The organism is Agrobacterium sp. rho-13.3 (assembly GCF_033957765.2).
Classification (GTDB): domain Bacteria; phylum Pseudomonadota; class Alphaproteobacteria; order Rhizobiales; family Rhizobiaceae; genus Agrobacterium.
The window spans coordinates 510,014-529,312 of the sequence record NZ_CP192774.1 but is presented as its reverse complement, the minus strand read 5'-3'; the positions used below and the strand labels follow the sequence as shown (position 1 = coordinate 529,312).

Below are 19,299 nucleotides of genomic sequence, written 5' to 3'. Positions count from 1 at the left end.
CTGATGGCTTAAACTCTGCGTCATTCCGGCCTTGAGCCGGATTCCAGCGACCTGACGTCTGTCAGGTCAAAGGAGTCTTCCAACCCAAGGACTTGGGTTGGCTGGACCCCGGCTCAAGGCCGGGGTGACGGTGTTTTTAGGTTGAGCCTCGCGCCCCTCAACACCTCAAGAATGCACCCCATTTACCATTGCAAACACCTGATCGAAATTGCCGTTTTGCGCGGCAAAGCGCAGCGGCTTGCAGCGTTCCACCACCACTTCCTTTTCATCGGGTCGGTTGGTGAGGATATCCATCACTTCTGAAATATAGGCATCCAGCGGCATGGCGCGTTCATCCGTTGCCTGATGATCGCCCTGCAATGTGGTCTGCACATAGGGCGGTACGATTTCGATCACTTCGACGGATGTGCCTTTAAGCTGTTCGCGCAACGCAACGGAATAGGCGTGGATGGCGGATTTGGTGGCGCTGTAGGTGGGGGTCGCGACCATGGGCACGAAGGCGAGACCGGAGGATACGGTCAGCACTGCGGCTCGCGGCTTTTGCAGAAAATGCGGCAGCAGTGCCGCCGTGAGCCGGATAGGCGCGAGGAGATTGGTGGCAATCGTTTCTTCGGCAATATCCAGATAATCCGGCGCCGCTTTGATATGCTCGTTCTTCATAATGCCGGCATTGTTGATGACGACATTGAGATCAGGATGAGCGGCAATCAGCTGATCCGCAAAGGTGCGGATGCCTTCGGCGTCCGTCGCATCCATCGACAGCCATGCCATGCCGGGATTGGCCTTCGTCACCTCTTCCAGAACGGCTGCGCGACGACCGGAAATGATGACCTGATTGCCGAGCGCGTGAAACGCTTCGGCCAGCGCCCTGCCAATGCCGGAACCGCCGCCAGTGATGAGAACCGTGTTTCCTGTGAGGTTCATGGGAATACCTTTCCTTGTTGTATGGGTAAAGATTAGGTAGATTGCTCTCCATGTGAAAGTAGGCACCCGAAATATCTATACTTACCCAAAGGAGAGTGTCTGGATGAAAAGGCATTCCGCTGATCCCGCCATTGAAATGCGGCGTGAATTTCCACCGCCGGAAGAGACGAACCCGGTCATCGAGGCGCTGGTGCGTGACATTATCGCCAAGGTGGCGGACAAGTGGACGATGCTTATTCTGGAGGTTCTGGAAGACAATGGCACGTTGCGCTTCACGCAGATCGGCCATCATGTCCACGGCATCAGCCAGAAAATGCTGACGAAAACACTACGGCAGATGGAATGCGACGGGCTGGTGCGCCGCATCGTGCATCCCGTTATCCCGCCGCATGTGGATTACAGCCTGACGGCACTCGGGCGAAGCCTCGGCAGTGCGTTTTGCGGCGTGTGGATATGGGCGGAAGCGCACCATGCCGAGATAGAAAAGGCGCGGGAGGCATTTTTGAAACACCCTCCACGCCCGGCAATTTAAAGTTTGGATTAGGCGAACTGGCTCAGGCCCGGAACGGACGCGATAACCTGATCCACCACTTCGTCGCCTGCATACTGGCGGGCGATGGCGATGGTTTCTTTGGCAAGTGCGGAGATTTCGCCCATGCCGAGACCCTGGCTCATCAACTGCTGGCCAAGACCCATGATGCCGCCGCCGCCGATGGCGCTCATCAGGCCACCCAGCAAACCGCCGCCGCCCTGGCCTGCGCCATTGAAGCGGGCGACCAGATCCGGGCCACCGGGAATGGCTTCAATCATCTTGGCAACCGCGCCGTCATCGGCTTCGCGTTGCAGGAAACCCAGCATCATGCCAAGGGCTTTTTCCGCCACGTCAGGCGCAATGCCCACCTTGTCAGCCACCTGGGTGACGATCTCGCTCATAGTCTTCCTCCTGAGAATAAAATTACGTTCACGTCAACGTAAATCAAATGAGAAACGGACTCAAGATGCAGGCCGCGCCGAAAACAAGTTTGTCTTACCGACTTCAACAGCCTTATCAAACAGTTGTTGAGAGCCACAACAGTTCCTATAAGTGTATCGCAAAGATTGGATAAAGGGCACTGTTGCCCTGCCTTTGGAGGAAATGCCGACATGTTGCAGGATGGTAAGCTTTATATCGGCACGAGCCGCAATCCCGACGACAGCCTCAACAAAGGTGAATATCTGGATTTCAAATTCGGCAACCGCCACGGCCTTATCACCGGGGCAACGGGTACGGGCAAAACCGTGTCGTTGCAGGTGCTGGCAGAAGGCTTTGCCAAGGCCGGCGTGCCGGTGTTCTGCGCCGACATCAAGGGCGATCTTTCCGGCATCGCGGCCAAGGGCGAAGCGAAAGACTGGGTGACGAAACGTGCCGAACAGATCGGCTTTTCCGACCTCGTCTTCGAGCAGTTTCCGGTGATTTTCTGGGATTTGTACGGCGAAAAAGGCCACCGCATTCGCGCCACCATCGCGGAAATGGGGCCGCTTCTGCTGGCGCGTTTGATGGATGCCTCCGAGGCGCAGGAAGGTGTGTTGAACATTGCCTTCAAGATTGCCGATCAGGGCGGCTTGCCGCTGCTGGACCTGAAGGATTTGCAGGCGCTGCTGAATTATATGGGTGACCATGCGTCGGAGCTTTCCAGCCAGTTCGGCCTGATTTCCAAATCCTCCGTCGGTTCCTTGCAGCGCGGCTTGCTGGTGCTGGAACAACAGGGTGCGGAACATTTCTTCGGCGAACCGGCGCTGAAAATTTCCGACATCATGCGCACAACCAGCGATGGTCGCGGCACGATTTCCGTTCTGGCCGCAGACAAGCTGATGATGAACCCGCGCCTTTACGGCACGTTCCTGCTGTGGATGCTGTCTGAACTGTTCGAGGAACTGCCGGAAGTGGGTGATCCGGCCAAGCCGAAACTCGTCTTCTTTTTCGATGAAGCCCACTTGCTGTTCAACGACGCGCCAAAGGTGCTGGTGGAGCGTGTGGAGCAAGTGGTTCGCCTTATCCGCTCCAAGGGTGTGGGCGTTTATTTCGTCACGCAAAACCCGCTGGACGTGCCTGAAACCGTGCTGGCACAGCTTGGCAACCGCGTGCAGCACGCGCTGCGCGCCTATACGCCGCGTGAGCAGAAGGCCGTGCGCACCGCCGCCGATACATTCCGCCAGAACCCGGCTTTCAGCACCGCAGATGCCATCACCACGCTGGGCACCGGCGAAGCGCTGGTGTCGACGCTGGGCGACAAAGGCGCACCCTCCATCGTGGAACGCACCCTCATCCGCCCCCCATCCGGCCGCGTTGGCCCGTTGACGGATGACGAGCGCCGCAGCCTCATCGCCTCCAGCGCCGTGGCGGGTATCTATGATCAGGATATCGACCGCGAATCGGCTTTCGAAATTCTGGCGGCCAGAGCACAAAAAGCAGCCGATGCGGAAGCCGCCAAGCGCGCGGCAGAAGAACAGGCAAGCCAGCCCGACACGGCCGCAGGCCGCTGGAAACTTCCCGGCTTTGGCGATGACGAGCCAACCCAAGCCTCCACCGGAGGCGCATCCAAAAAGGCCAGTGGTTATCAGCGCGAAACGGTCATCCAGGCGGCGATGAAAAGCGCCGCACGGTCTGTTGCGACCTCTGTTGGACGGGCATTGGTGCGGGGTATTTTGGGGAGTTTGCGGCGGTAAAAGCCACCGCGAGAATCTGCCGCAGCATCCCCATCATTCCTGTGACGAGTACAGGAATGATGGGGAGTGCGTTTGCGTCGTAAGGGGCTACTTCTCCCGATAGAAGATCATCCCGCCATGGTGGAGCACATCATCGATGAACTCCCCATCGGCGGTGAAACCCGTATCGTCCCAATAGTCGATATGATTTCCCTTGACCTCATATCGGCCCTGATAGGCGCTTTTGCGGTTGCCACGCGCCTCGTCATATCGTCCGCTCGGCAAGAGCTCCTGACGGATATGGCCATCGCCCGTCACCCACATCCCGATATAAGGGTGGGTCTGTTTCTGGGACGTTTGGTTGCTCATGCTTGCCTCCATGCCGGAGTTCGTTCTTGGTGAATTGGCATCGATGGCTGCTGTCGCAAGGGCCAGAACAATCGATGTTGAAACCATGCTCATCGCCATCCCTCCTTAACCTGCGGTGGGACGAACGACGATTTCGTTGATGTCCACGTCGTCCGGTTGCTCGATGGCAAAGCGCACGGCCCTTCCGATGGCGTCGGGCTTGAGAGCGATTGCGCGGTAGACCTTCATCAGTTCCGCAGCAGCGGGATCGGTGATCGTGTCGGCCAGTTCGCTTTCCACCACGCCGGGATGGATGCAGGTGACGCGGATATCCTTGTTTTCCTGACGCAAACCATCGGAAATGGCGCGGACCGCAAATTTGGTCGCGCAATAGACCGCAGCCGTGGGTGAAACGGCAAGCGCGCCGATGGAGGCGATGTTGATGATCTGGCCGGAACGGCGGCTGGTCATGTCAGGCAAGACGGCAGCAATGCCGTACAGCACGCCCTTGATGTTGACGTCGATCATGCGGTCCCACTCGGCCACCTTGAGTGACGACATCAGCGACAAAGGCATGACGCCGGCATTGTTGACGATGACGTCGATCCGTCCGAAAGCCTTGCGGCCTGCCTCGGCAAATTCAGCAACGCTTTCCCGGTCCGTCACGTTCAACGGATGGGTGATCACCTCTGCGCCCGACTGGCGAAGCTCGTCCGCCAAGGCGTCCAGACGGTCCATGCGGCGTGCGCCGATGACCAGTTTTGCGCCTGCGGCGGCAAGTTCACGCGCGATGCCCGCGCCAATACCGCTTGATGCACCTGTGATGAGAACGACTTTGTTCAATGTCATGACTGATCTCCTTGATGTTCCGGCCCGCCCGTTTTCGCTGGGCAGCACCGTTGCAACAGAGATAAAGCTTTGCCATTGTCGTGATAACTATCTCAATCATAACCTCAATGGGTAGAAATTCTAACCAATGAACATTGACCTCAACGCACTCTCCATTTTCTGCATGGTCGCCGAAGAGCGCAATTTCCGGGCTGCTGCCGATCGGCTGGGCGTCACCCGTTCTGCGGTCAGCCAGACCATCCGCAAGCTGGAAGAAACGATGGGCATCGCGCTGGTGCAGCGCACGACGCGCAGTGTGAGCCTGACGGAAGCAGGGCAACAACTGTATGCCGACGTGTCTCCGTCCATTGGTAATCTGGTACAAGCAACGCTGGCCGCTTCGTCGCTGAGTGGAGCCGTGCGCGGACAATTGCGGCTGGCCGTGTCCTCCATTGCGGAGCGGTTTTTATCAGGCCCGCTGCTGGCAAGTTTTGCCGAGGCGCACCCGCAAGTCCAACTGGACATCGTCGTCACCGATGATGAATTCGATATCGTCGCGGAGCAATATGATGCGGGGGTGCGGCTGGGTGAACTGATCGCGCAGGATATGATTGCCGTTCCGGTTTCGGGAGAACAGCGGCAGCTTGCAGTCTGCTCGCCCGCCTACAGGGATCGCCATGGATTGCCTTCGCATCCAGCCGAACTGATCGGCCACAAATGTATAGGCTGGCGTCCCCGCCCCGGCGTTGCGCCCTATCGATGGGAGTTTGCAGAGAATGACCGGGAATTTGCCGTGGCGGTGCAGCCGGAATTTACCACCAACGACATGCAATTGATGACAAAACTCGCCTGTGCCGGCGCTGGCATCACTTTCGGAATGGAAGAGACATTTCGCCCCTATCTGGAGAGCGGACAGCTCATCTCCATGCTGGAAGACTACTCACCCCCGTTCGCGGGCTTCTATCTCTATTATCCCAGCCGCCGCAATCTGGCGCCGAAACTGCGCGCTTTCATCGATCATGTTCGTTTGCCGAGACGCGCCTGATATCAGCGCGGCTCGCGAACGATCCCGCCTGAACAGAGGTGTTATTTCCGCTGCGATAACAGCGAGAAATACGCGCCCTGCGGGTCTTGGCAATTGACGATCCACATGTCGCCAGGCACCTGCATCGGGCCGTTTACGACCTTGCCGCCGCCGGTGCTGACGCGGGTTATGGCGTCATCCAAGCCATCGACGTTGAAATAATATCCCCAATGGCAGACCGGGATTTGCGGCATCCGTTTCATGATGCCGCCGATCTGTTTGCCGTCATAGGTGAAGATGCGGTATGGACCCATCTCGCCCATGTCGAAGTCATGGTCTTTCGCCCAGCCGAAGACATCGCTGTAGAAGGCCATGGCGCCGTCCACATCATCGGTGAAAAGCTCGTTCCAGCCGACATGGCCGGCAAGGCTCTGCGGGTTTTCTGGAAAATTCGTGCCACCGTCCATCGGCAACGGTTTCATGATGCACAGCACCGCGCCGTAAGGGTCTGTCACCACGGCGAAACGTCCGACCTCTGGTATGTCGCTGGGGGGGCGCATGATTTTACCGCCCTTGTCCTCGAACAATTTGGCGGAGGCATCCACATCATCCACGGCGACATAACGCGTCCAGTTGGGTGGAATGCCTTCGGCCTTGTGCTGGTCCGTCAGTTCCATCATGCCGCCGACGCCAATGCCATTGGCCTCGAATATTTTATAGCCCATTTCGGGTGAGCCGAAATCCTTGATCTGCCAGCCAACAACGTGGCTGTAAAATCGGCCTGCGACATCCTTGTCCGGCGTCATCAATTCGGCCCAGATAAACTTTCCATGCGAATCCGACATTGTTTTTCTCCGTTATTGTTTACGGCGTAATTCCGAAGACATGAATTCCTTGAAGCTTCCATCCGGCTGGCGGACACTGCCGGAAAAGCTGCGGCGATTATCGTCATGCAATGTCACAACGTCATGATAGACCGAGGTGCCGGGCGTTCCATCAAAGGACGGCCCTTCGGCCTCCAGCGTCAGCGTTTTGCCGTCCGGTTCCAGCCACCCTTTGTAGACCCACAGATTGGCCATCATCGACCCAACCCAGGTGCCGACATATTGGCCTTTGGCGGGATCGAAGCCGAGTGTGATGACCGCTTCCATGGGCGTGCCATCCGGCATCTTTCCCTTGCCGTCACTGATGATCCACACGCCGCCAATGGAGCGGACCGATTCGGTAAAACGCTGTTCGGGGTCATCGGGATCGAAGTTGTCATAACCCGTGCTGGACACCATTTCCCATTCGCCGACAAGGCGTTGCAGGAACGCGTGTTCCTTCTGCGGTCTGGCGCTTTCCATCATCGTCTCCTCCCTTGCATTTCAGAGCATTTCCAGCAAAAGTGCGAAGCGGTTTTGCGTCCGGACAATGCGTAAACACAAATAGATAGAGCGTTTTCGCGTTTCAGAGAAAGGCGGAAATGCTCTAATGGCAGCAGCTGGCAGGCTTGGGCGCATCCTCATATTGATCGTGGCGGCGCACCCAGTTCATGGTGCCTTCCTCGTTGCGGCCCTTAGGCACGAGGTCCAGCAGCATCAGAGTCGTCAGCGTTTGCTCCGCGCCGCGGGCATAGGTGGAATAGGTGTGGTAAATCCTGCCGTCCTCGCCCTTGGCAAAAACGCTGGTGCCGTGCAGATCCTTCAGATCGCCCATGGCAGGCATCTCGGTGTAATTGTAGTTGATGGTGCCGGAAGCGATGTCTTCGTCGCGGAACGAGGCCTGATAATCATAATTGAAATCGCTGCCGCTGGCCGACACCCATGGGAATTTCCAGCCCATGCGTTTTTTGTAAGCCTCGATCTTGTCCAGCGGCGCGCGGGAAGCGGCCACGAAAGCGGCATCCCCTTGTTTCAGGTGAACAATCGCACCATCCAGATGGTCGGCAAGGAATGAGCAGCCGACGCAGCCCTCTTCCCAATCCGGCGCCAGCATGAAGTGATAGACAATCAGCTGGCTGCAATCACCAAAGAGTTCTTTCAGCGATTTCGGGCCGGATGGCGTATCGAAGATATATTCCTTCGTCACCGGCTCCCACGGCAAAGCGCGGCGCGCTTCATTCAACCTATCACGGGCGCGGGTGTGTTCTTTTTCCTGAACGAGAAGCGCCTTGCGGGCCTCCAACCATTCCTCTCTGGAAACAACGGCATGCGGCATGATCATTCCTCCTTTGATCTTCCACGGTCAGTGCGAATTGAGAATAACGATCAGCGCACGGATTTGGTGCATCACGGATGCGAAATGGTGAGCGCCGGACAACGGAATTCGCTTGACTATTTAGGTTGATATCAACATAAATCGACGATGTCAAATGCAGCCGTGATTCCATTTGCGACAACTCTTCTGGTGCGTGACACCTGCCTGTGCCTGCATGCGCAGCGTGCTGCACGCGCCTTGGCGCGCCGTTTCGATGCGGCGTTAAAGCCCGTGGGCCTGACGAACGGACAATTTTCGCTGCTGATGTCTCTCAACCGGCCAGAGCCGCCGCCCATGGGGCCAGTCGCCAACCTGCTGGCCATGGACCGCACCACGCTGACGGCAGCGCTAAAGCCACTCGAAAAGCGCGGTTTGCTTTCGATTGAAGCCGACCCGAAGGACAAGCGCGGTAAGCGGCTGAGATTGACACCGCAAGGCGTGGCCGTGCTTGCGTCTGCCGTTCCCATCTGGACGCGGACTCATGGCGAGGTGGAGGCACAGATTGAAAGTGGCGATGCCAACCGGCTTCGGCGGGATTTGATGGATTTGGGTTAGGTATTCAGCAAACGATCAATACGCGGGTCTCCAGCAAAATCCTCCACGGCAAACCCGATGCGCCGCATGGGAAATTCGCAGAGCGCCTGAATGCCGGTTTTCGCCAGTCTTATGCGCCAGCTTATCCGCTCCACCGGCTGTTTTTTCTTGAAACCGAGCGGCGTCAGAAGTGCCACATTCTGCCCGCCTTCGGGATCGCGCACGGAACGATAGAGGATCGCCTCGACCTCCGCCTCTCGCGCCACATCTGCAAGCGCCTGACATGGTTCGTATTGGGTGGGATGTGTCCAGACGGCGTCGTTGTCGGACAAAGGCGGCAGCGTCAGATCGATTGCTGCGCTGGTGCCGATCTCGACGGAAAAAGCGGTGTATTCCGCCGCATTGGCGGGAAACGGTGTGGCAGGTGATTCGGCGTAGAACAACAGCCGATAAAACGCCATTTCGGCCAGCGCCGTTTCCACCTTGGCCGCCGCATAATAAACGCCCTTTGTGTATCCAGCTCGGCGGAAGCGTGAGCCATAGGGATAGGCCGCATCATACCGAAACGGGGTGGCAAGCAGATAATCCAGACCAGCGCATTCCGGCGGAAAACGGCGCTTGCTGCCTTCCAGAATATCTTCCAGCAGCGATTGCTCATCCACAGTGTCGACCAGCTTCATGGTGGAGACATGGTGTTGCGCCTCCACCAACCGCCACCAGAGGCCGGAGATTTTACGCGTTTCAGATTGGAGCGCGTCTAGCGTCCAGATAGGCAAGGACATCGAGCAATCCGGTGATTTGGGTGATTTTTTCTGCGGGAACAGCCATCAAGGCTTCGTTGTGATTGCGCAGCCATGTGCGCGCCACGGCTTCATCACCGCCGACAATGGCATCCAGCGAACGGAAAACACGAATGAGCAGGACTGCCAGCTCGAAGGATTTGCTGCCCTGCTCCAGCACAAAATCCTGCCGCTTCATGCGTGAGACGGTGGGCGCGGAAACGCCAAGAACATCGGCAAGACGCGCCGCGTTGAGACCGAGATGATCTGCGGCGGCAATCACGGCCTTCGTGACCACCCTGCCCTGCGCTACCGGTTCGGCAACGGGCTTGATCTGTATGTTCATGGCAAAATCCTTTCCATGGAAAGAATATAGCAAATTTATTTCTAAAAACAAGAAGGGCTGGCAACGGGCCAGCCCTTCCCTTTAGCGCAAGTCGTGGGGACGAAATTACGCCAAAGAAACTGGAACTTCAGTCGAGGTGCGCAGCGCGTGGCTGTAAGGGCAAACGATATGCGCCTTCTTGATCAAATCCTCTGCGACGTCCTTGTCGATGCCGGGAATGTTTACCTTGAGGGAAACGTCGATGCCGAAGCCGGTGCCATCGTCACGCGGGCCAATGCCCACGGTGGCCGTCACAGTCGTGTCTTCAGGAATCTTTACCTTCTCCTTGCCGCCGACCGCTTTCAGCGCGCCGAGGAAGCAAGCGGAATAACCGGCGGCAAACAGCTGCTCAGGGTTTGTACCGGTTGCGCCGTCGCCACCCAATTCCTTGGGAACGGTCAGCGTGACGTCCAGAACGCCGTCTTCAGACTTGGCGTTGCCTGCACGGCCGCCTGTTGCGCTTGCCTTGGTGGTGTAGAGAATTGCCATGTCAATTACTTCCTTCGGGTTGATGTTGAATACCATATAGCTCACAATTAAATTGCGCGCAATACAATTTTGCACATTGAGAAATTTTCAGGCTTCTGCGATAAGGGATGAGAGATTGCTGTGCATTTTGCATGTGGCAGGAACCGAGTGACGGGATAAATTGTTCCCTGTCCAGCCGCATTTTGGAGCTCACATTATGGATGACGGGACGATGGAAGGCCTTTTGAGGCTGGACGTGCAAATATGCTTCGCGCTTTATGGTGCCGCACATGCCTTCAACCGCGCCTATAAACCGCTGCTGGAGCCTCTGGGCCTGACCTATCCGCAATATCTGGTGATGATGGCGCTGTGGGAAAAAGAAACGGCAACCGTCAAAACCCTGGGCGAAATGCTCGGCCTCGATTCCGGCACGCTCTCCCCGCTCCTAAAACGTCTGGAACAGGCAGGTCTGATAACCCGCAAACGCGGCACGGTGGATGAGCGGCAGGTTGTGATTGCGCTGACGACGGAAGGTGCGGATTTGAAGAAAAAAGCAGCGAATGTCATGCGCTCCATCGGTGAGGCGACGGGGTGCAGCCTTGAGGAATTGGGGCAGTTGCGGGATCGGCTGAATGCGCTGAAGGAGAATTTGGTGAAGGACCAGGTTTGAAACATGGGGTGATCCCGGTACTGTCACGCGCACCCAATCAAGCCTCATGGAACTCACCAATGCCTGCTCAATTTATCAGGGTCGTTCTATTATTCGCTACCCTGGGCTTGCTTGGGCTGGACAAGGCACAGGCCGCAAATGGTCCGAGTTGCGATGGCAGAGCTGAGATCATTATCCATAACGCCTATCCTGATGCGACGAAGCGTGACGACGAAACATTTCAGTTCGGCGGATCAACAATCTCGATCAAAGAAGGCGAAACCGTCAGCGACACGCCGCACATGATCAAATGCCGTGTCTGGCCAGCAAATCCGCACCTCACGCTGGTCGCAGTGCCTTTGATCAAGTCCTCGAACGACGACGGGACGATGGGCGACCTTGAGCTTCTGGTCATCGACACGGCCACTGACGCGGTGAAACATCGCCTGCTTCTCGACAACAGAATGACCGACGATGCCGTGAGCATCAGCGCAATCGAATTCGACACGGCGCCATACAGGCTGGCGAAAGACCAGATTGCCTTTGGCTTGCGCATATCCACGGCAAACAGTTCGAGACCAAACCCTTATGATAATGTGAGCTTGTGGCTTTACGTTATCGACAAGGGTTCGCTTCGCCCCGTGCTTGACGGCATGATCGTTTCGGAGAGGACTGGCGAATGGGATACCAACTGTGCCGGTGAATTTCAGTCCAAGCAGACCACGCTTTCCATGGCTGCGAACAAAACCCGCGAGTTTGCGGAGATCATGACAGTTGAAACGAAGTCGACAAAGACCAGCTTTGTCGAAAAAGACCAGAGCTGCAAGGACACGACCGTCACAAGCAAGCCGCAGATACTGCGCCTGATCTATGACGGAGAGCACTATCCCATACCAGACGACCGACGCGCCATGACCGAATAATATTAAATAAAGCCGCAGACGATGTTTGATCGCCTGCGGCTTTATGACATCAGATTTACAGTTCGTTCTTACTGCCAAACCACAACCCGCGCCTTATTCGGCACGCGGTCATAGAGATCGATGATATCCTGGTTCATCAGGCGAACGCAGCCGGAGGACACGGCCTTGCCGATGGAGTTCCATTCCGGGTTGCCGTGCAGGCGATACAGCGTGTCCTGACCGTTCTGGAAAATGTAGAGCGCGCGTGCGCCCAGCGGGTTTTTGAGGCCCGGTGGCATTCCGCCGTTCTTGGAGGAAAACTTTACGAGTTCTGGCTGGCGGGCCACCATTTCGTCTGGCGGGGTCCATTTTGGCCATTTCTGACGCCACTGGATAACGCCCTCACCCGACCATGCAAAACCTTCGCGGCCGATGCCAACGCCGTAGCGCATGGCGGAACCGCCCGGCTCAACGACATAAAGGAAGCGCGAACGGGTATCGACGACAATCGTGCCGGGGCGTTCGCCGGTTGGGTCTACCACGCGCTGGCGGTAATACCGGGAATCGATTTTCTGGTACGGCACTGCCGGAATGACGAAGCCGCCATCCTCAACCGTGCCATACATCACGGCCAGCTCGGCATCGGAAATGCCGGGCGAAAACATCTGGCGAACATCGCTCGCGAAACCACCTGCAAAACCGCCCGGCTGCGCGCTATTGAACGGTCTGACGCCCGTAGACGCGCAGCCCGCCAGAAGCGATGCAGAGGAAAGGCCAAGAAGGGAAAGAAAGGTGCGTCTGGAAAAATCTGTGTCGGTGCTCATCATAAGGCCGTTTTTTCTCACATCGAAGCGAATGGCGAAGGTTACGCGGATTTGCAGAACCGTCCTTCAATTTCGCTGTACGTCGTTTGTTCCACGACAGATCACGTATTGGTATAGTAGTTAATACATAACTAAAGGCCAGTTGCGCCTTTGCAACATGGCCCCATTCACCAAGCATTATTCGAGTGCGTGATCAGATAACCACAATTGGCGCACCCTGGGGCACCCGGTCAAACAGATCGATGACATCCTGATTGAGCATCCGCACGCAGCCGGATGACGTGGCCTTGCCCACAGATTGCCAGTCCGGCGTGCCGTGAACGCGGTACAGCGTATCTTTGCCATCCTTAAAAATGTAAAGCGCCCGGGCACCGAGCGGATTGTTGAGACCGGGAACCATGCCGCCATTGGCAGCAGAGATGGAGGCCAGCTCCGGTTGTCGCTGCACCATCTCATCCGGCGGCGTCCAGCGCGGCCATTTTGCTTTCCACTGTATCTTGCCGCGACCGGCCCAGGCGTAACCATCCCGGCCAAGCCCGACACCGTAACGAACGGCTTTGCCATCCGACTGCACCAGATAGAGGAAATGCTGCTTGGTATCGACCACGATCGTGCCGGGCGCTTCCGCCGTCTGGTAGCGTACTTCCTGGCGCAGAAAACGCGGATCGACGCGGCTGTAGGGAATGGCGGGCAGCGTGTGGCCTTCATCACTGACCTGGTCATACATGGCGCGGTGCAGGGGATTGGACACCGGCAGACCGTAGCCAACGGTGTTATTGCCGTAGGCGGGCGATAGACCCGAACCTGTTGGGCGGGCCGTGGATGGCGGACCGTAAAGCTGCTGGAACTGCGAACGGAAGAGGTCTGGCGGACGGCTGTTGATCGAACCGGGCGTCGGTGGCAGCGGCTCGCGCGGAATGGAGCCGACATTGTTGTAATTGAACACGGGCGCCGTTTCCCGCACGAAAACATCCGGGTTCATGCGGCTGGTATCGGTCACCAACAGGCAGCCGCTCAAAAATGGCAGGAGCGCAAGCGCCATCAGGGACACAAGGCGACGGCAGCTTTTTAAGAGTAGAACTGTCATTGAACCGCTTCACTGGAGTCATCGTTGGCGCGACAATGACTCGCCCGGCTGGCGCGAGGCTGGAGAAACCGACAGGTTACAGCGACATTTACGAGAAGTGATCGAAGAAATGGATGCTTTGCGCCACAGCAGCCGGCACGACGCCGTTGTGGGTGCCGGGCAACACCATGTTATCGATCATGATGCCTGCCGAAAGGACACGATTCATCAGAAGCTTATGGTCCGCATCGAAGGGGCGTTCTTCCGAGCCGCGCAACAACAGCGTTGGGCATTTCAGGCTCGGCCCGAAACACACCGAAGAGCGCATGATGAACTCTTTCGGGTTGGCATCGTCAAAACAAAGCTCATCGGAATAACGGTTGAAATAACGCCACGAATTGACACCAGCGGACATGGGAACCGCTGCCCGGAATTTACGGGCCATGGACGCCAGCAGCGATAATGTGCCGCCATTTGAATGTCCTGCTAAAAACAGCCTGTCCTTGTCGATTCCCGGCAGGTTTTCGAGATAGGAGGCCGCAGCCAGCGCATCCGCCGTTTCATCGTAAAAGCCGGAATAATCGCCCTTCTGGCCGTTTTCACCGCGAAATGACGGCAAAAGAACCACATAACCCGCGTCCCAATAGGGCTTCATCAACGCCCAATGCCCATCACCCGTGGCATTTCCACCGTGCAGAAAAAGAACGGCCGGTTTCAGCTTTTTCGATGGTTCATAATGTGAAAGCCACGCAACCAGCTCTATCGAGCCATGCGGCCCGCCGGGATATGTCACCCGCGTAGCCCCTGGTGGCGTGCCAAGCGGCCCGGACAGTTCCGGTGCAGAAATTCTGCGCAGCAAACGGGTGCGAAAATGCGTGCGCGCCTCCGCATAGTCCTGCGTTTCCAACGGCAAACTTTCCGGTATCGTCAAACTGGCACGCGCTGCGCCCGGCAGCACTGCCGCCACAGAAAGTCCGGCGGCTCCCGCTAGAAGCGTGCGGCGTGATAGGCCGTTTGGGGAACAGGATATGTTTTTATCCTCCATATGCGATAACCCAAGTCAGCGTTGCGCACGTTTCAATTTCAACATTCAGCAATCCAATTGTCCACTCACTGTTTCGCGAAGCAGCCATATTCTATTCCGACTTCTCATCAATCATCGCAACCAGCGTGGACAAACGATCTGCCTCTGATGGCAGTTTGTCGGCACGCAGTCTTGCGATTCGAGGAAAACGCATGGCAACGCCGGATTTGTGGCGATTGGAGCGATTTATACCCTCAAAAGCGATTTCCAACACAAAACCGAAATCCGGTTTGGCGCGCACGGAGCGCACCGGGCCGAAACGCTCCACCGTGTTGTCGCGCACGAACTTATCCAGCACTTCCAGCTCCGCATCGGTAAAGCCGAAATAGGCCTTGCCAACAGGCACCAATTGTTCGCCATCTTCATTTTCCGACCAGACACCGAAGGTGAAGTCGGAATAATAGCTGGAGCGTTTGCCGTGGCCGCGCTGCGCGTACATCATCACGGCATCGATGTTGTAAGGATCACGTTTCCATTTGAACCACGGCCCCTTGGCCCGCCCGGCCTGATAGATGCTGTCCTTGCGTTTGATCATCACCCCTTCGATGACGGCATCGGGCGGCGCTTTTCGCAGATCATCCAGCTCTTGCCAGCTTGAAAAAGGTACGAGCGGCGAAAGGTCGAAGCGATCATGCGGGGCGTTGTCGATGAGGTGCGTGAGCTTTTCGCGGCGCTGCAAAAAGCCTTCGCCACGAATATCCTCCTCGCCTTCGAACAGGAGATCATAAGCGCGGATGAAGGCGGGATACTCCTCGATCATCCGACCCGTCACCGTCTTGCGGTTCAGGCGTTGCTGAAGGTCGGAGAAGGTGCGGGTGGAACTGTTGGAACGGGCGGTGCCGCCGATCAGCAACTCGCCGTCCATCACGCCCTCGAAGTTGATCTGCTCAAGAACATCGGGGAAGGCGCCGGAAATATCGTCACCGGACCGGGAATAGAGTTTTCGCGTATCGCCGGAGCGGGAAAGCTGCACGCGAATGCCATCCCACTTCCACTCTGCGACAAAGTCCTTCGGGTCGAGGTTGGTCAGGTCATTGTCACCCACCGGCGTGGACAGCATGACGGAGTGGAAGATGGCGGGCGTGGCGAGAACCGGGCGATCCGCCTTGCCCTCCAGCCATGCAAACAGCGGCTCATAGGGCGGGGTCAGACCATGCCACAGGGTTTCGATCTCGGTGATGTCCCTGCCCGCAAAATCCGCCAGCGCCTGCCGTGCCATGCGGGCGGAAACGCCGATGCGCAGCCCACCGGTGACGAGCTTCAGGAAGCCAAAACGGGAGGACGTCTCCAGCCTGTCCAGCAAATCGCGAACAGCAGAGCGGACCTCGGTTCGCCCGAGTGAATTCATCAAAGTGACGACGTCGCCAAGGCCCGGATCGGTCAATTCAGGCTGGTCGGCTGTCTGGCTTGTGTCCCACACCAGAGAAATGGTTTCGGCCAGATCGCCGACGTAATCATAGGAATAGCGGAACAGCACCTCGTCCATGCGTTCCAGAACGAGTTCGCGCAGCATCGCGGGTTTGACGCTTTTAAGGTCCAACGTTCCGGCAATGGCCGCAAGGCCGTAACCCCGATCCGGGTCGGGCGTGTCGCGGAAGTAGTCGGTGAGCAGTTTGAGTTTGCCGTTGCGGGATGGGGTGAGGACGAGGCGGTCCAGGAGGGTCGCGAAGGCTTTCATGTGGCCTCACCGCGCAAGAGAACCCCTTCTGCCCTACCGCGCATCTCCCACACAAGGGGAGAGAAACCGTGCGGCAAGCACCCGGCTCCATTAAGGCAATGGCGACGAGGCTGGGTTAAGCCCCTCCCCCTTGCGGGGAGGAGTTGGAGAGGGGTGTTGCAAAGCACGCAGTTCCACATGGCCATCAATCCCCCTCATCCTCATAGCCCACCAGATGCAATGGCCGGGCCGGAATGCCCTCCAGCTCGCACCACCGCACCAGCGCCTCCTCGCGCCCATGCGTCACCCAGACCTGTGAGGGCGCGACTTCCTTGATGGTTTCCAGCAGTTCCGGCCAATCGCAATGGTCGGAAATGACCAGTGGCAGTTCCACGCCGCCCTGTTTGGCGCGCTGGCGCACCATCATCCAGCCGGAGGCGAAAGCAATCAGGGGTTCGTTGAAACGGCGCGCCCATTTTTCCTGAAACGCCGAGGGTGGGCCGACGACGATGGCGCCTTTGAACTGGGCGGGGTTGCTCTTTTCCAATGTCGCCGGGCGAAGGTCGCCAAGGTCGATGCCCTGCGAAACATAATAGTCGCAGAGCTTTGCCAGTGCGCCGTGGATATAGACCGGCTCGGAATATCCATTGTCGCGCAACAGCCGCAATACGCGCTGCGCTTTGCCCAGCGAATACGCGCCGACGAGATGGGTGCGATCCGGAAACTGTTTGATGGAGGTCAGAAGCTTGGCAATTTCCGTGGCCGGTTTGGGGTGGTGAAACACCGGAAGCCCGAAAGTTGCTTCGGTGATGAAGACATCACACGCCACCGGCTCAAACGGTGCGCAGGTGGGGTCCACACCGCGTTTGTAATCGCCAGATGCAACGATGCGCGTTCCGCCATGGTCAATGGAGATTTGCGCCGAACCCAGCACGTGACCAGCAGGATGAAAACCCACCGTGACGCCATTGATGTCGACAGTTTCGCCAAAACCGACCGCCTGTTCGCTGGTCGTAAAGTCTTCGCCATAGCGAATACGCATGATGTCGAGTGTCTGACGGGTCGCCAAAACCTTCTCATGTCCGGCCCGCGCATGGTCGGCATGACCGTGGGTAATCAGCGCCCTTGGCACAGGGCGCACCGGGTCCACATAAAAGTCGCCCGCCGGGCAATAAAGCCCTTTCGGCGTGGGGTTCAGCAGTTTTTCAGGCTTCATAGGGGACTATCGGCTGTTGGATGACAAAAGGAAACGCGGACCTGATGAACACGTTCCTTCTGATGTCAGGTTTTACATCCAAACAAGCCGATTTATGTCTTGGCGGCAGCCTTTTCACCAGACGCCACCGGCAGCCTGACATTCTTCAGACCCAAAGCCGCAATCAAACCGACCACTGCGGTGATGGCTGCTGCGTAAAACAACGGTGTGAACGCACCGGAGTAAAGACTGGCAACAGCGCTTTGCGAGGCGGCAGGCAGTTCTGCCAGCATCTTCGGCGTCAGTTCCTGAATTCTGCCGACACCGGGAATATCCACGGCAACGCTTTTCAGGTTGGAGGAAATGATCGCGCCATAGATGGAGATGCCGATGGCAGCGCCGCCCATGCGCGTCAGGGCAACCGCACCGCTGGCGGCGCCGATATCTGACTTGAGCGCAGAGTTTTGCACACCGATAATCGGTGCCTGCTGCCCAAGACCCACACCAAGGCCCTGCATCCACATGACGATGGCCAGAAGCGGCAGCGGTGTACCCGCGTGGAGCTGCGAAAACACCAGCATCGTCACCACGGCCATGCTGAGGCTTATGATGGAAAACGGCTTGTAACTGCCGGTTTTCGAGATCAGCCGTCCTGCCGTCAACGACCCCATGACAATGCCGCTGGTGATGGCGATGAAGAACAGACCCGCCGAAGACGGCGAAAGGCCGGTCGTCGTTTGCAAGAACAGCGCATAATAATTGACCATGCCGATGCCCAGAGCGCCACTGACCAGGGAAATGACCATGAACAGCGGAAAACTGCTGTCCTTGAACAGCCGCAGCGGCACGATGGGTTCTGGCGCACGGCGTTCCACCTGCACCCACAGAGACGCGGTCACGACGGCAAAAGCGACGATGGCAAGGCTTTGCCAGGCAAACAGCGAACCGAAAATTTCGCCGCTATCGGCCCAGAACACCACGCTGGAAATCGTCGCGGCCAGCAGAATCGCACCGATATAATCGATCTTCGGCTGACGATCCGGGCGGCGATAGGGCAGCAGCAGCGCAAGTCCGGTGATGACGAGGATACCGATGGGCAGGTTGATGAGGAAGATGGAGCGCCAGCCGAACAGATCGCTCATCGTTCCGCCGAGAATTGGCCCGACGCTGCCCGATGCCATGATGACAAGGCTGGAATAGCTCTGATACCGCGCCCTCTCCCGTGCCTCGAACAGATCGGCATTGACGGAAAAGATCGACACCATGATGCCGCCGCCGCCCAGGCCCTGAAGCACGCGCGCCGCAATCAGCGAATTCATGGACCATGCGAGGCCGCAGGCCAGAGAGCCGAGCGTGAAAATCACGACGGCCGATATCATGACGTATTTGCGCCCGAACAGGTCGCCCAGCTTTCCATACACCGGCATGACCGCGCTGGTTGCCAGAAGATAGGCAGAGCCGATCCAGCCAAAACGCTCCAGCGCGCCGAACTCGCCCACAATCGTCGGCAGGGCCGTGGAGACGATCTGGTTATCCAGCGTGGCCATGAACATGGCAAACATCAAAAAGAAAAAAACGACGAGCCTGCGACGGGGATCCGCGACAAGAGGTGCCACAGGCGTAACGGACATGTTCATGGGGAACTCTCACATTTGATGGGCAATTTATGTGCCTTTCGCATATATATGTCAATGGCATATTTTTACACC

At 57.5% G+C, this 19,299-nt stretch carries 22 protein-coding genes; 6 read left to right on the top strand and 16 right to left on the bottom strand.

Annotated elements, in window-relative coordinates; genetic code table 11:
- Window positions 1-165: 165 nt before the first annotated feature.
- Complete coding sequence (locus tag RMR16_RS02520; RefSeq protein WP_320199161.1) at window positions 166-924, bottom strand: SDR family oxidoreductase; 759 nt, start codon at window positions 922-924, stop codon at window positions 166-168.
- Window positions 925-1,027: 103 nt separating this feature from the next.
- Here RMR16_RS02520 and RMR16_RS02515 point away from each other — a divergent pair, with 103 nt between their 5' ends.
- Window positions 1,028-1,456: a winged helix-turn-helix transcriptional regulator gene (locus tag RMR16_RS02515; RefSeq protein WP_320199160.1), complete on the top strand. Its 429-nt coding sequence runs from the start codon at window positions 1,028-1,030 to the stop codon at window positions 1,454-1,456.
- A gap of 8 nt (window positions 1,457-1,464) precedes the next feature.
- Here RMR16_RS02515 and RMR16_RS02510 read toward each other — a convergent pair whose 3' ends face one another.
- Window positions 1,465-1,857, bottom strand: coding sequence for a hypothetical protein (locus RMR16_RS02510; RefSeq protein WP_320199159.1), 393 nt, complete (start codon window positions 1,855-1,857; stop codon window positions 1,465-1,467).
- 210 nt (window positions 1,858-2,067) lie between these two features.
- On the opposite strand from RMR16_RS02510, the gene RMR16_RS02505 reads away from it, so the two are divergent.
- Complete coding sequence (locus RMR16_RS02505; protein WP_320199158.1) at window positions 2,068-3,630, top strand: helicase HerA-like C-terminal domain-containing protein; 1,563 nt, start codon at window positions 2,068-2,070, stop codon at window positions 3,628-3,630.
- Window positions 3,631-3,717: 87 nt separating this feature from the next.
- Here the strand turns inward: RMR16_RS02505 and RMR16_RS02500 are convergent, their stop codons facing one another.
- Both RMR16_RS02500 and RMR16_RS02495 read right to left on the bottom strand, forming a co-directional pair.
- Entirely contained in the window at window positions 3,718-4,071 is a 354-nt protein-coding gene (locus RMR16_RS02500) for an Atu4866 domain-containing protein (protein ID WP_320199157.1), read from the bottom strand.
- A gap of 12 nt (window positions 4,072-4,083) precedes the next feature.
- Window positions 4,084-4,806 (bottom strand): SDR family oxidoreductase, encoded by a 723-nt coding sequence (locus RMR16_RS02495; RefSeq protein WP_320199156.1) that lies wholly within the window; start codon window positions 4,804-4,806, stop codon window positions 4,084-4,086.
- Between the two features lie 127 nt (window positions 4,807-4,933).
- Between RMR16_RS02495 and RMR16_RS02490 the strand changes: the two genes are divergently transcribed.
- Complete coding sequence (locus RMR16_RS02490; protein WP_320199155.1) at window positions 4,934-5,830, top strand: LysR family transcriptional regulator; 897 nt, start codon at window positions 4,934-4,936, stop codon at window positions 5,828-5,830.
- 41 nt (window positions 5,831-5,871) lie between these two features.
- Here the strand turns inward: RMR16_RS02490 and RMR16_RS02485 are convergent, their stop codons facing one another.
- The 3 genes from RMR16_RS02485 to RMR16_RS02475 all read right to left on the bottom strand — a co-directional run bounded on the left by RMR16_RS02485 (window position 5,872) and on the right by RMR16_RS02475 (window position 8,008).
- A complete protein-coding gene (locus RMR16_RS02485) occupies window positions 5,872-6,654 on the bottom strand; it encodes a VOC family protein (RefSeq protein WP_320199154.1) in 783 nt (260 codons plus the stop codon).
- Between the two features lie 12 nt (window positions 6,655-6,666).
- Window positions 6,667-7,155, bottom strand: a complete 489-nt coding sequence (locus RMR16_RS02480; protein ID WP_320199153.1) for a DUF1579 domain-containing protein — start codon at window positions 7,153-7,155, stop codon at window positions 6,667-6,669.
- Between the two features lie 124 nt (window positions 7,156-7,279).
- Window positions 7,280-8,008 carry a DUF899 domain-containing protein gene (locus RMR16_RS02475; RefSeq protein WP_320199152.1) on the bottom strand — a complete coding sequence of 243 codons (729 nt, stop codon included), beginning with the start codon at window positions 8,006-8,008 and terminating at the stop codon, window positions 7,280-7,282.
- Between the two features lie 147 nt (window positions 8,009-8,155).
- Here RMR16_RS02475 and RMR16_RS02470 point away from each other — a divergent pair, with 147 nt between their 5' ends.
- Window positions 8,156-8,602: a MarR family winged helix-turn-helix transcriptional regulator gene (locus tag RMR16_RS02470; RefSeq protein WP_320199151.1), complete on the top strand. Its 447-nt coding sequence runs from the start codon at window positions 8,156-8,158 to the stop codon at window positions 8,600-8,602.
- Here RMR16_RS02470 and RMR16_RS02465 read toward each other — a convergent pair.
- The 3 genes from RMR16_RS02465 to RMR16_RS02455 form a co-directional block, all read right to left on the bottom strand.
- Window positions 8,599-9,363, bottom strand: coding sequence for an RES family NAD+ phosphorylase (locus RMR16_RS02465; RefSeq protein ID WP_320199150.1), 765 nt, complete (start codon window positions 9,361-9,363; stop codon window positions 8,599-8,601). The two genes, RMR16_RS02470 and RMR16_RS02465, sit on opposite strands and share 4 nt — an antisense overlap.
- Window positions 9,323-9,706 carry an MbcA/ParS/Xre antitoxin family protein gene (locus tag RMR16_RS02460; protein WP_320199149.1) on the bottom strand — a complete coding sequence of 128 codons (384 nt, stop codon included), beginning with the start codon at window positions 9,704-9,706 and terminating at the stop codon, window positions 9,323-9,325. Before RMR16_RS02460 ends, RMR16_RS02465 begins: the two co-directional genes overlap by 41 nt.
- A 105-nt stretch (window positions 9,707-9,811) precedes the next feature.
- Window positions 9,812-10,234: an organic hydroperoxide resistance protein gene (locus RMR16_RS02455; protein WP_320199148.1), complete on the bottom strand. Its 423-nt coding sequence runs from the start codon at window positions 10,232-10,234 to the stop codon at window positions 9,812-9,814.
- Window positions 10,235-10,430: 196 nt separating this feature from the next.
- Here RMR16_RS02455 and RMR16_RS02450 point away from each other — a divergent pair, with 196 nt between their 5' ends.
- Window positions 10,431-10,883: a MarR family winged helix-turn-helix transcriptional regulator gene (locus RMR16_RS02450; RefSeq protein WP_320199147.1), complete on the top strand. Its 453-nt coding sequence runs from the start codon at window positions 10,431-10,433 to the stop codon at window positions 10,881-10,883.
- 59 nt (window positions 10,884-10,942) lie between these two features.
- Window positions 10,943-11,785, top strand: a complete 843-nt coding sequence (locus RMR16_RS02445) for a hypothetical protein (protein ID WP_320199146.1) — start codon at window positions 10,943-10,945, stop codon at window positions 11,783-11,785.
- Window positions 11,786-11,853: 68 nt separating this feature from the next.
- On the opposite strand, the gene RMR16_RS02440 is transcribed toward RMR16_RS02445, so the two are convergent.
- The 6 genes from RMR16_RS02440 to RMR16_RS02415 all read right to left on the bottom strand — a co-directional run bounded on the left by RMR16_RS02440 (window position 11,854) and on the right by RMR16_RS02415 (window position 19,227).
- The gene (locus tag RMR16_RS02440; RefSeq protein ID WP_413785971.1) at window positions 11,854-12,591 is read right to left on the bottom strand and encodes a L,D-transpeptidase; all 738 of its coding nucleotides are present in this window, start codon (window positions 12,589-12,591) and stop codon (window positions 11,854-11,856) included.
- A gap of 190 nt (window positions 12,592-12,781) precedes the next feature.
- The gene (locus RMR16_RS02435; RefSeq protein ID WP_320199144.1) at window positions 12,782-13,675 is read right to left on the bottom strand and encodes a L,D-transpeptidase; all 894 of its coding nucleotides are present in this window, start codon (window positions 13,673-13,675) and stop codon (window positions 12,782-12,784) included.
- Window positions 13,676-13,763: 88 nt separating this feature from the next.
- Window positions 13,764-14,699, bottom strand: coding sequence for an alpha/beta hydrolase family protein (locus tag RMR16_RS02430; protein ID WP_320199143.1), 936 nt, complete (start codon window positions 14,697-14,699; stop codon window positions 13,764-13,766).
- 91 nt (window positions 14,700-14,790) lie between these two features.
- Window positions 14,791-16,416: a cisplatin damage response ATP-dependent DNA ligase gene (locus RMR16_RS02425; protein ID WP_320199142.1), complete on the bottom strand. Its 1,626-nt coding sequence runs from the start codon at window positions 16,414-16,416 to the stop codon at window positions 14,791-14,793.
- 184 nt (window positions 16,417-16,600) lie between these two features.
- On the bottom strand, window positions 16,601-17,611 hold the full coding sequence (locus RMR16_RS02420; protein WP_320199141.1) for a ligase-associated DNA damage response exonuclease: 1,011 nt from the start codon (window positions 17,609-17,611) through the stop codon (window positions 16,601-16,603).
- 92 nt (window positions 17,612-17,703) lie between these two features.
- Window positions 17,704-19,227 (bottom strand): MDR family MFS transporter, encoded by a 1,524-nt coding sequence (locus RMR16_RS02415; protein WP_320199140.1) that lies wholly within the window; start codon window positions 19,225-19,227, stop codon window positions 17,704-17,706.
- Window positions 19,228-19,299 lie beyond the last annotated feature (72 nt).

Excerpts from the sequence above, each read along its gene's own strand:
- RMR16_RS02420 (WP_320199141.1), bottom strand. The coding sequence starts at position 17,611 with ATGAAGCCTGAAAAACTGCTGAACCCCACGCCGAAAGGGCTTTATTGC.
- RMR16_RS02465 (WP_320199150.1), bottom strand. The coding sequence starts at position 9,363 with ATGTCCTTGCCTATCTGGACGCTAGACGCGCTCCAATCTGAAACGCGT.
- RMR16_RS02430 (WP_320199143.1), bottom strand. The coding sequence starts at position 14,699 with ATGGAGGATAAAAACATATCCTGTTCCCCAAACGGCCTATCACGCCGC.
- RMR16_RS02460 (WP_320199149.1), bottom strand. The coding sequence starts at position 9,706 with ATGAACATACAGATCAAGCCCGTTGCCGAACCGGTAGCGCAGGGCAGG.
- RMR16_RS02520 (WP_320199161.1), bottom strand. The coding sequence starts at position 924 with ATGAACCTCACAGGAAACACGGTTCTCATCACTGGCGGCGGTTCCGGC.
- RMR16_RS02510 (WP_320199159.1), bottom strand. The coding sequence starts at position 1,857 with ATGAGCGAGATCGTCACCCAGGTGGCTGACAAGGTGGGCATTGCGCCT.
- RMR16_RS02515 (WP_320199160.1), top strand. The coding sequence starts at position 1,028 with ATGAAAAGGCATTCCGCTGATCCCGCCATTGAAATGCGGCGTGAATTT.
- RMR16_RS02475 (WP_320199152.1), bottom strand. The coding sequence starts at position 8,008 with ATGCCGCATGCCGTTGTTTCCAGAGAGGAATGGTTGGAGGCCCGCAAG.
- RMR16_RS02470 (WP_320199151.1), top strand. The coding sequence starts at position 8,156 with ATGTCAAATGCAGCCGTGATTCCATTTGCGACAACTCTTCTGGTGCGT.
- RMR16_RS02480 (WP_320199153.1), bottom strand. The coding sequence starts at position 7,155 with ATGGAAAGCGCCAGACCGCAGAAGGAACACGCGTTCCTGCAACGCCTT.
- RMR16_RS02485 (WP_320199154.1), bottom strand. The coding sequence starts at position 6,654 with ATGTCGGATTCGCATGGAAAGTTTATCTGGGCCGAATTGATGACGCCG.
- RMR16_RS02435 (WP_320199144.1), bottom strand. The coding sequence starts at position 13,675 with ATGACAGTTCTACTCTTAAAAAGCTGCCGTCGCCTTGTGTCCCTGATG.
- RMR16_RS02495 (WP_320199156.1), bottom strand. The coding sequence starts at position 4,806 with ATGACATTGAACAAAGTCGTTCTCATCACAGGTGCATCAAGCGGTATT.
- RMR16_RS02440 (WP_413785971.1), bottom strand. The coding sequence starts at position 12,591 with ATGATGAGCACCGACACAGATTTTTCCAGACGCACCTTTCTTTCCCTT.
- RMR16_RS02500 (WP_320199157.1), bottom strand. The coding sequence starts at position 4,071 with ATGAGCATGGTTTCAACATCGATTGTTCTGGCCCTTGCGACAGCAGCC.
- RMR16_RS02490 (WP_320199155.1), top strand. The coding sequence starts at position 4,934 with ATGAACATTGACCTCAACGCACTCTCCATTTTCTGCATGGTCGCCGAA.
- RMR16_RS02505 (WP_320199158.1), top strand. The coding sequence starts at position 2,068 with ATGTTGCAGGATGGTAAGCTTTATATCGGCACGAGCCGCAATCCCGAC.
- RMR16_RS02415 (WP_320199140.1), bottom strand. The coding sequence starts at position 19,227 with ATGAACATGTCCGTTACGCCTGTGGCACCTCTTGTCGCGGATCCCCGT.
- RMR16_RS02425 (WP_320199142.1), bottom strand. The coding sequence starts at position 16,416 with ATGAAAGCCTTCGCGACCCTCCTGGACCGCCTCGTCCTCACCCCATCC.
- RMR16_RS02450 (WP_320199147.1), top strand. The coding sequence starts at position 10,431 with ATGGATGACGGGACGATGGAAGGCCTTTTGAGGCTGGACGTGCAAATA.
- RMR16_RS02445 (WP_320199146.1), top strand. The coding sequence starts at position 10,943 with ATGCCTGCTCAATTTATCAGGGTCGTTCTATTATTCGCTACCCTGGGC.
- RMR16_RS02455 (WP_320199148.1), bottom strand. The coding sequence starts at position 10,234 with ATGGCAATTCTCTACACCACCAAGGCAAGCGCAACAGGCGGCCGTGCA.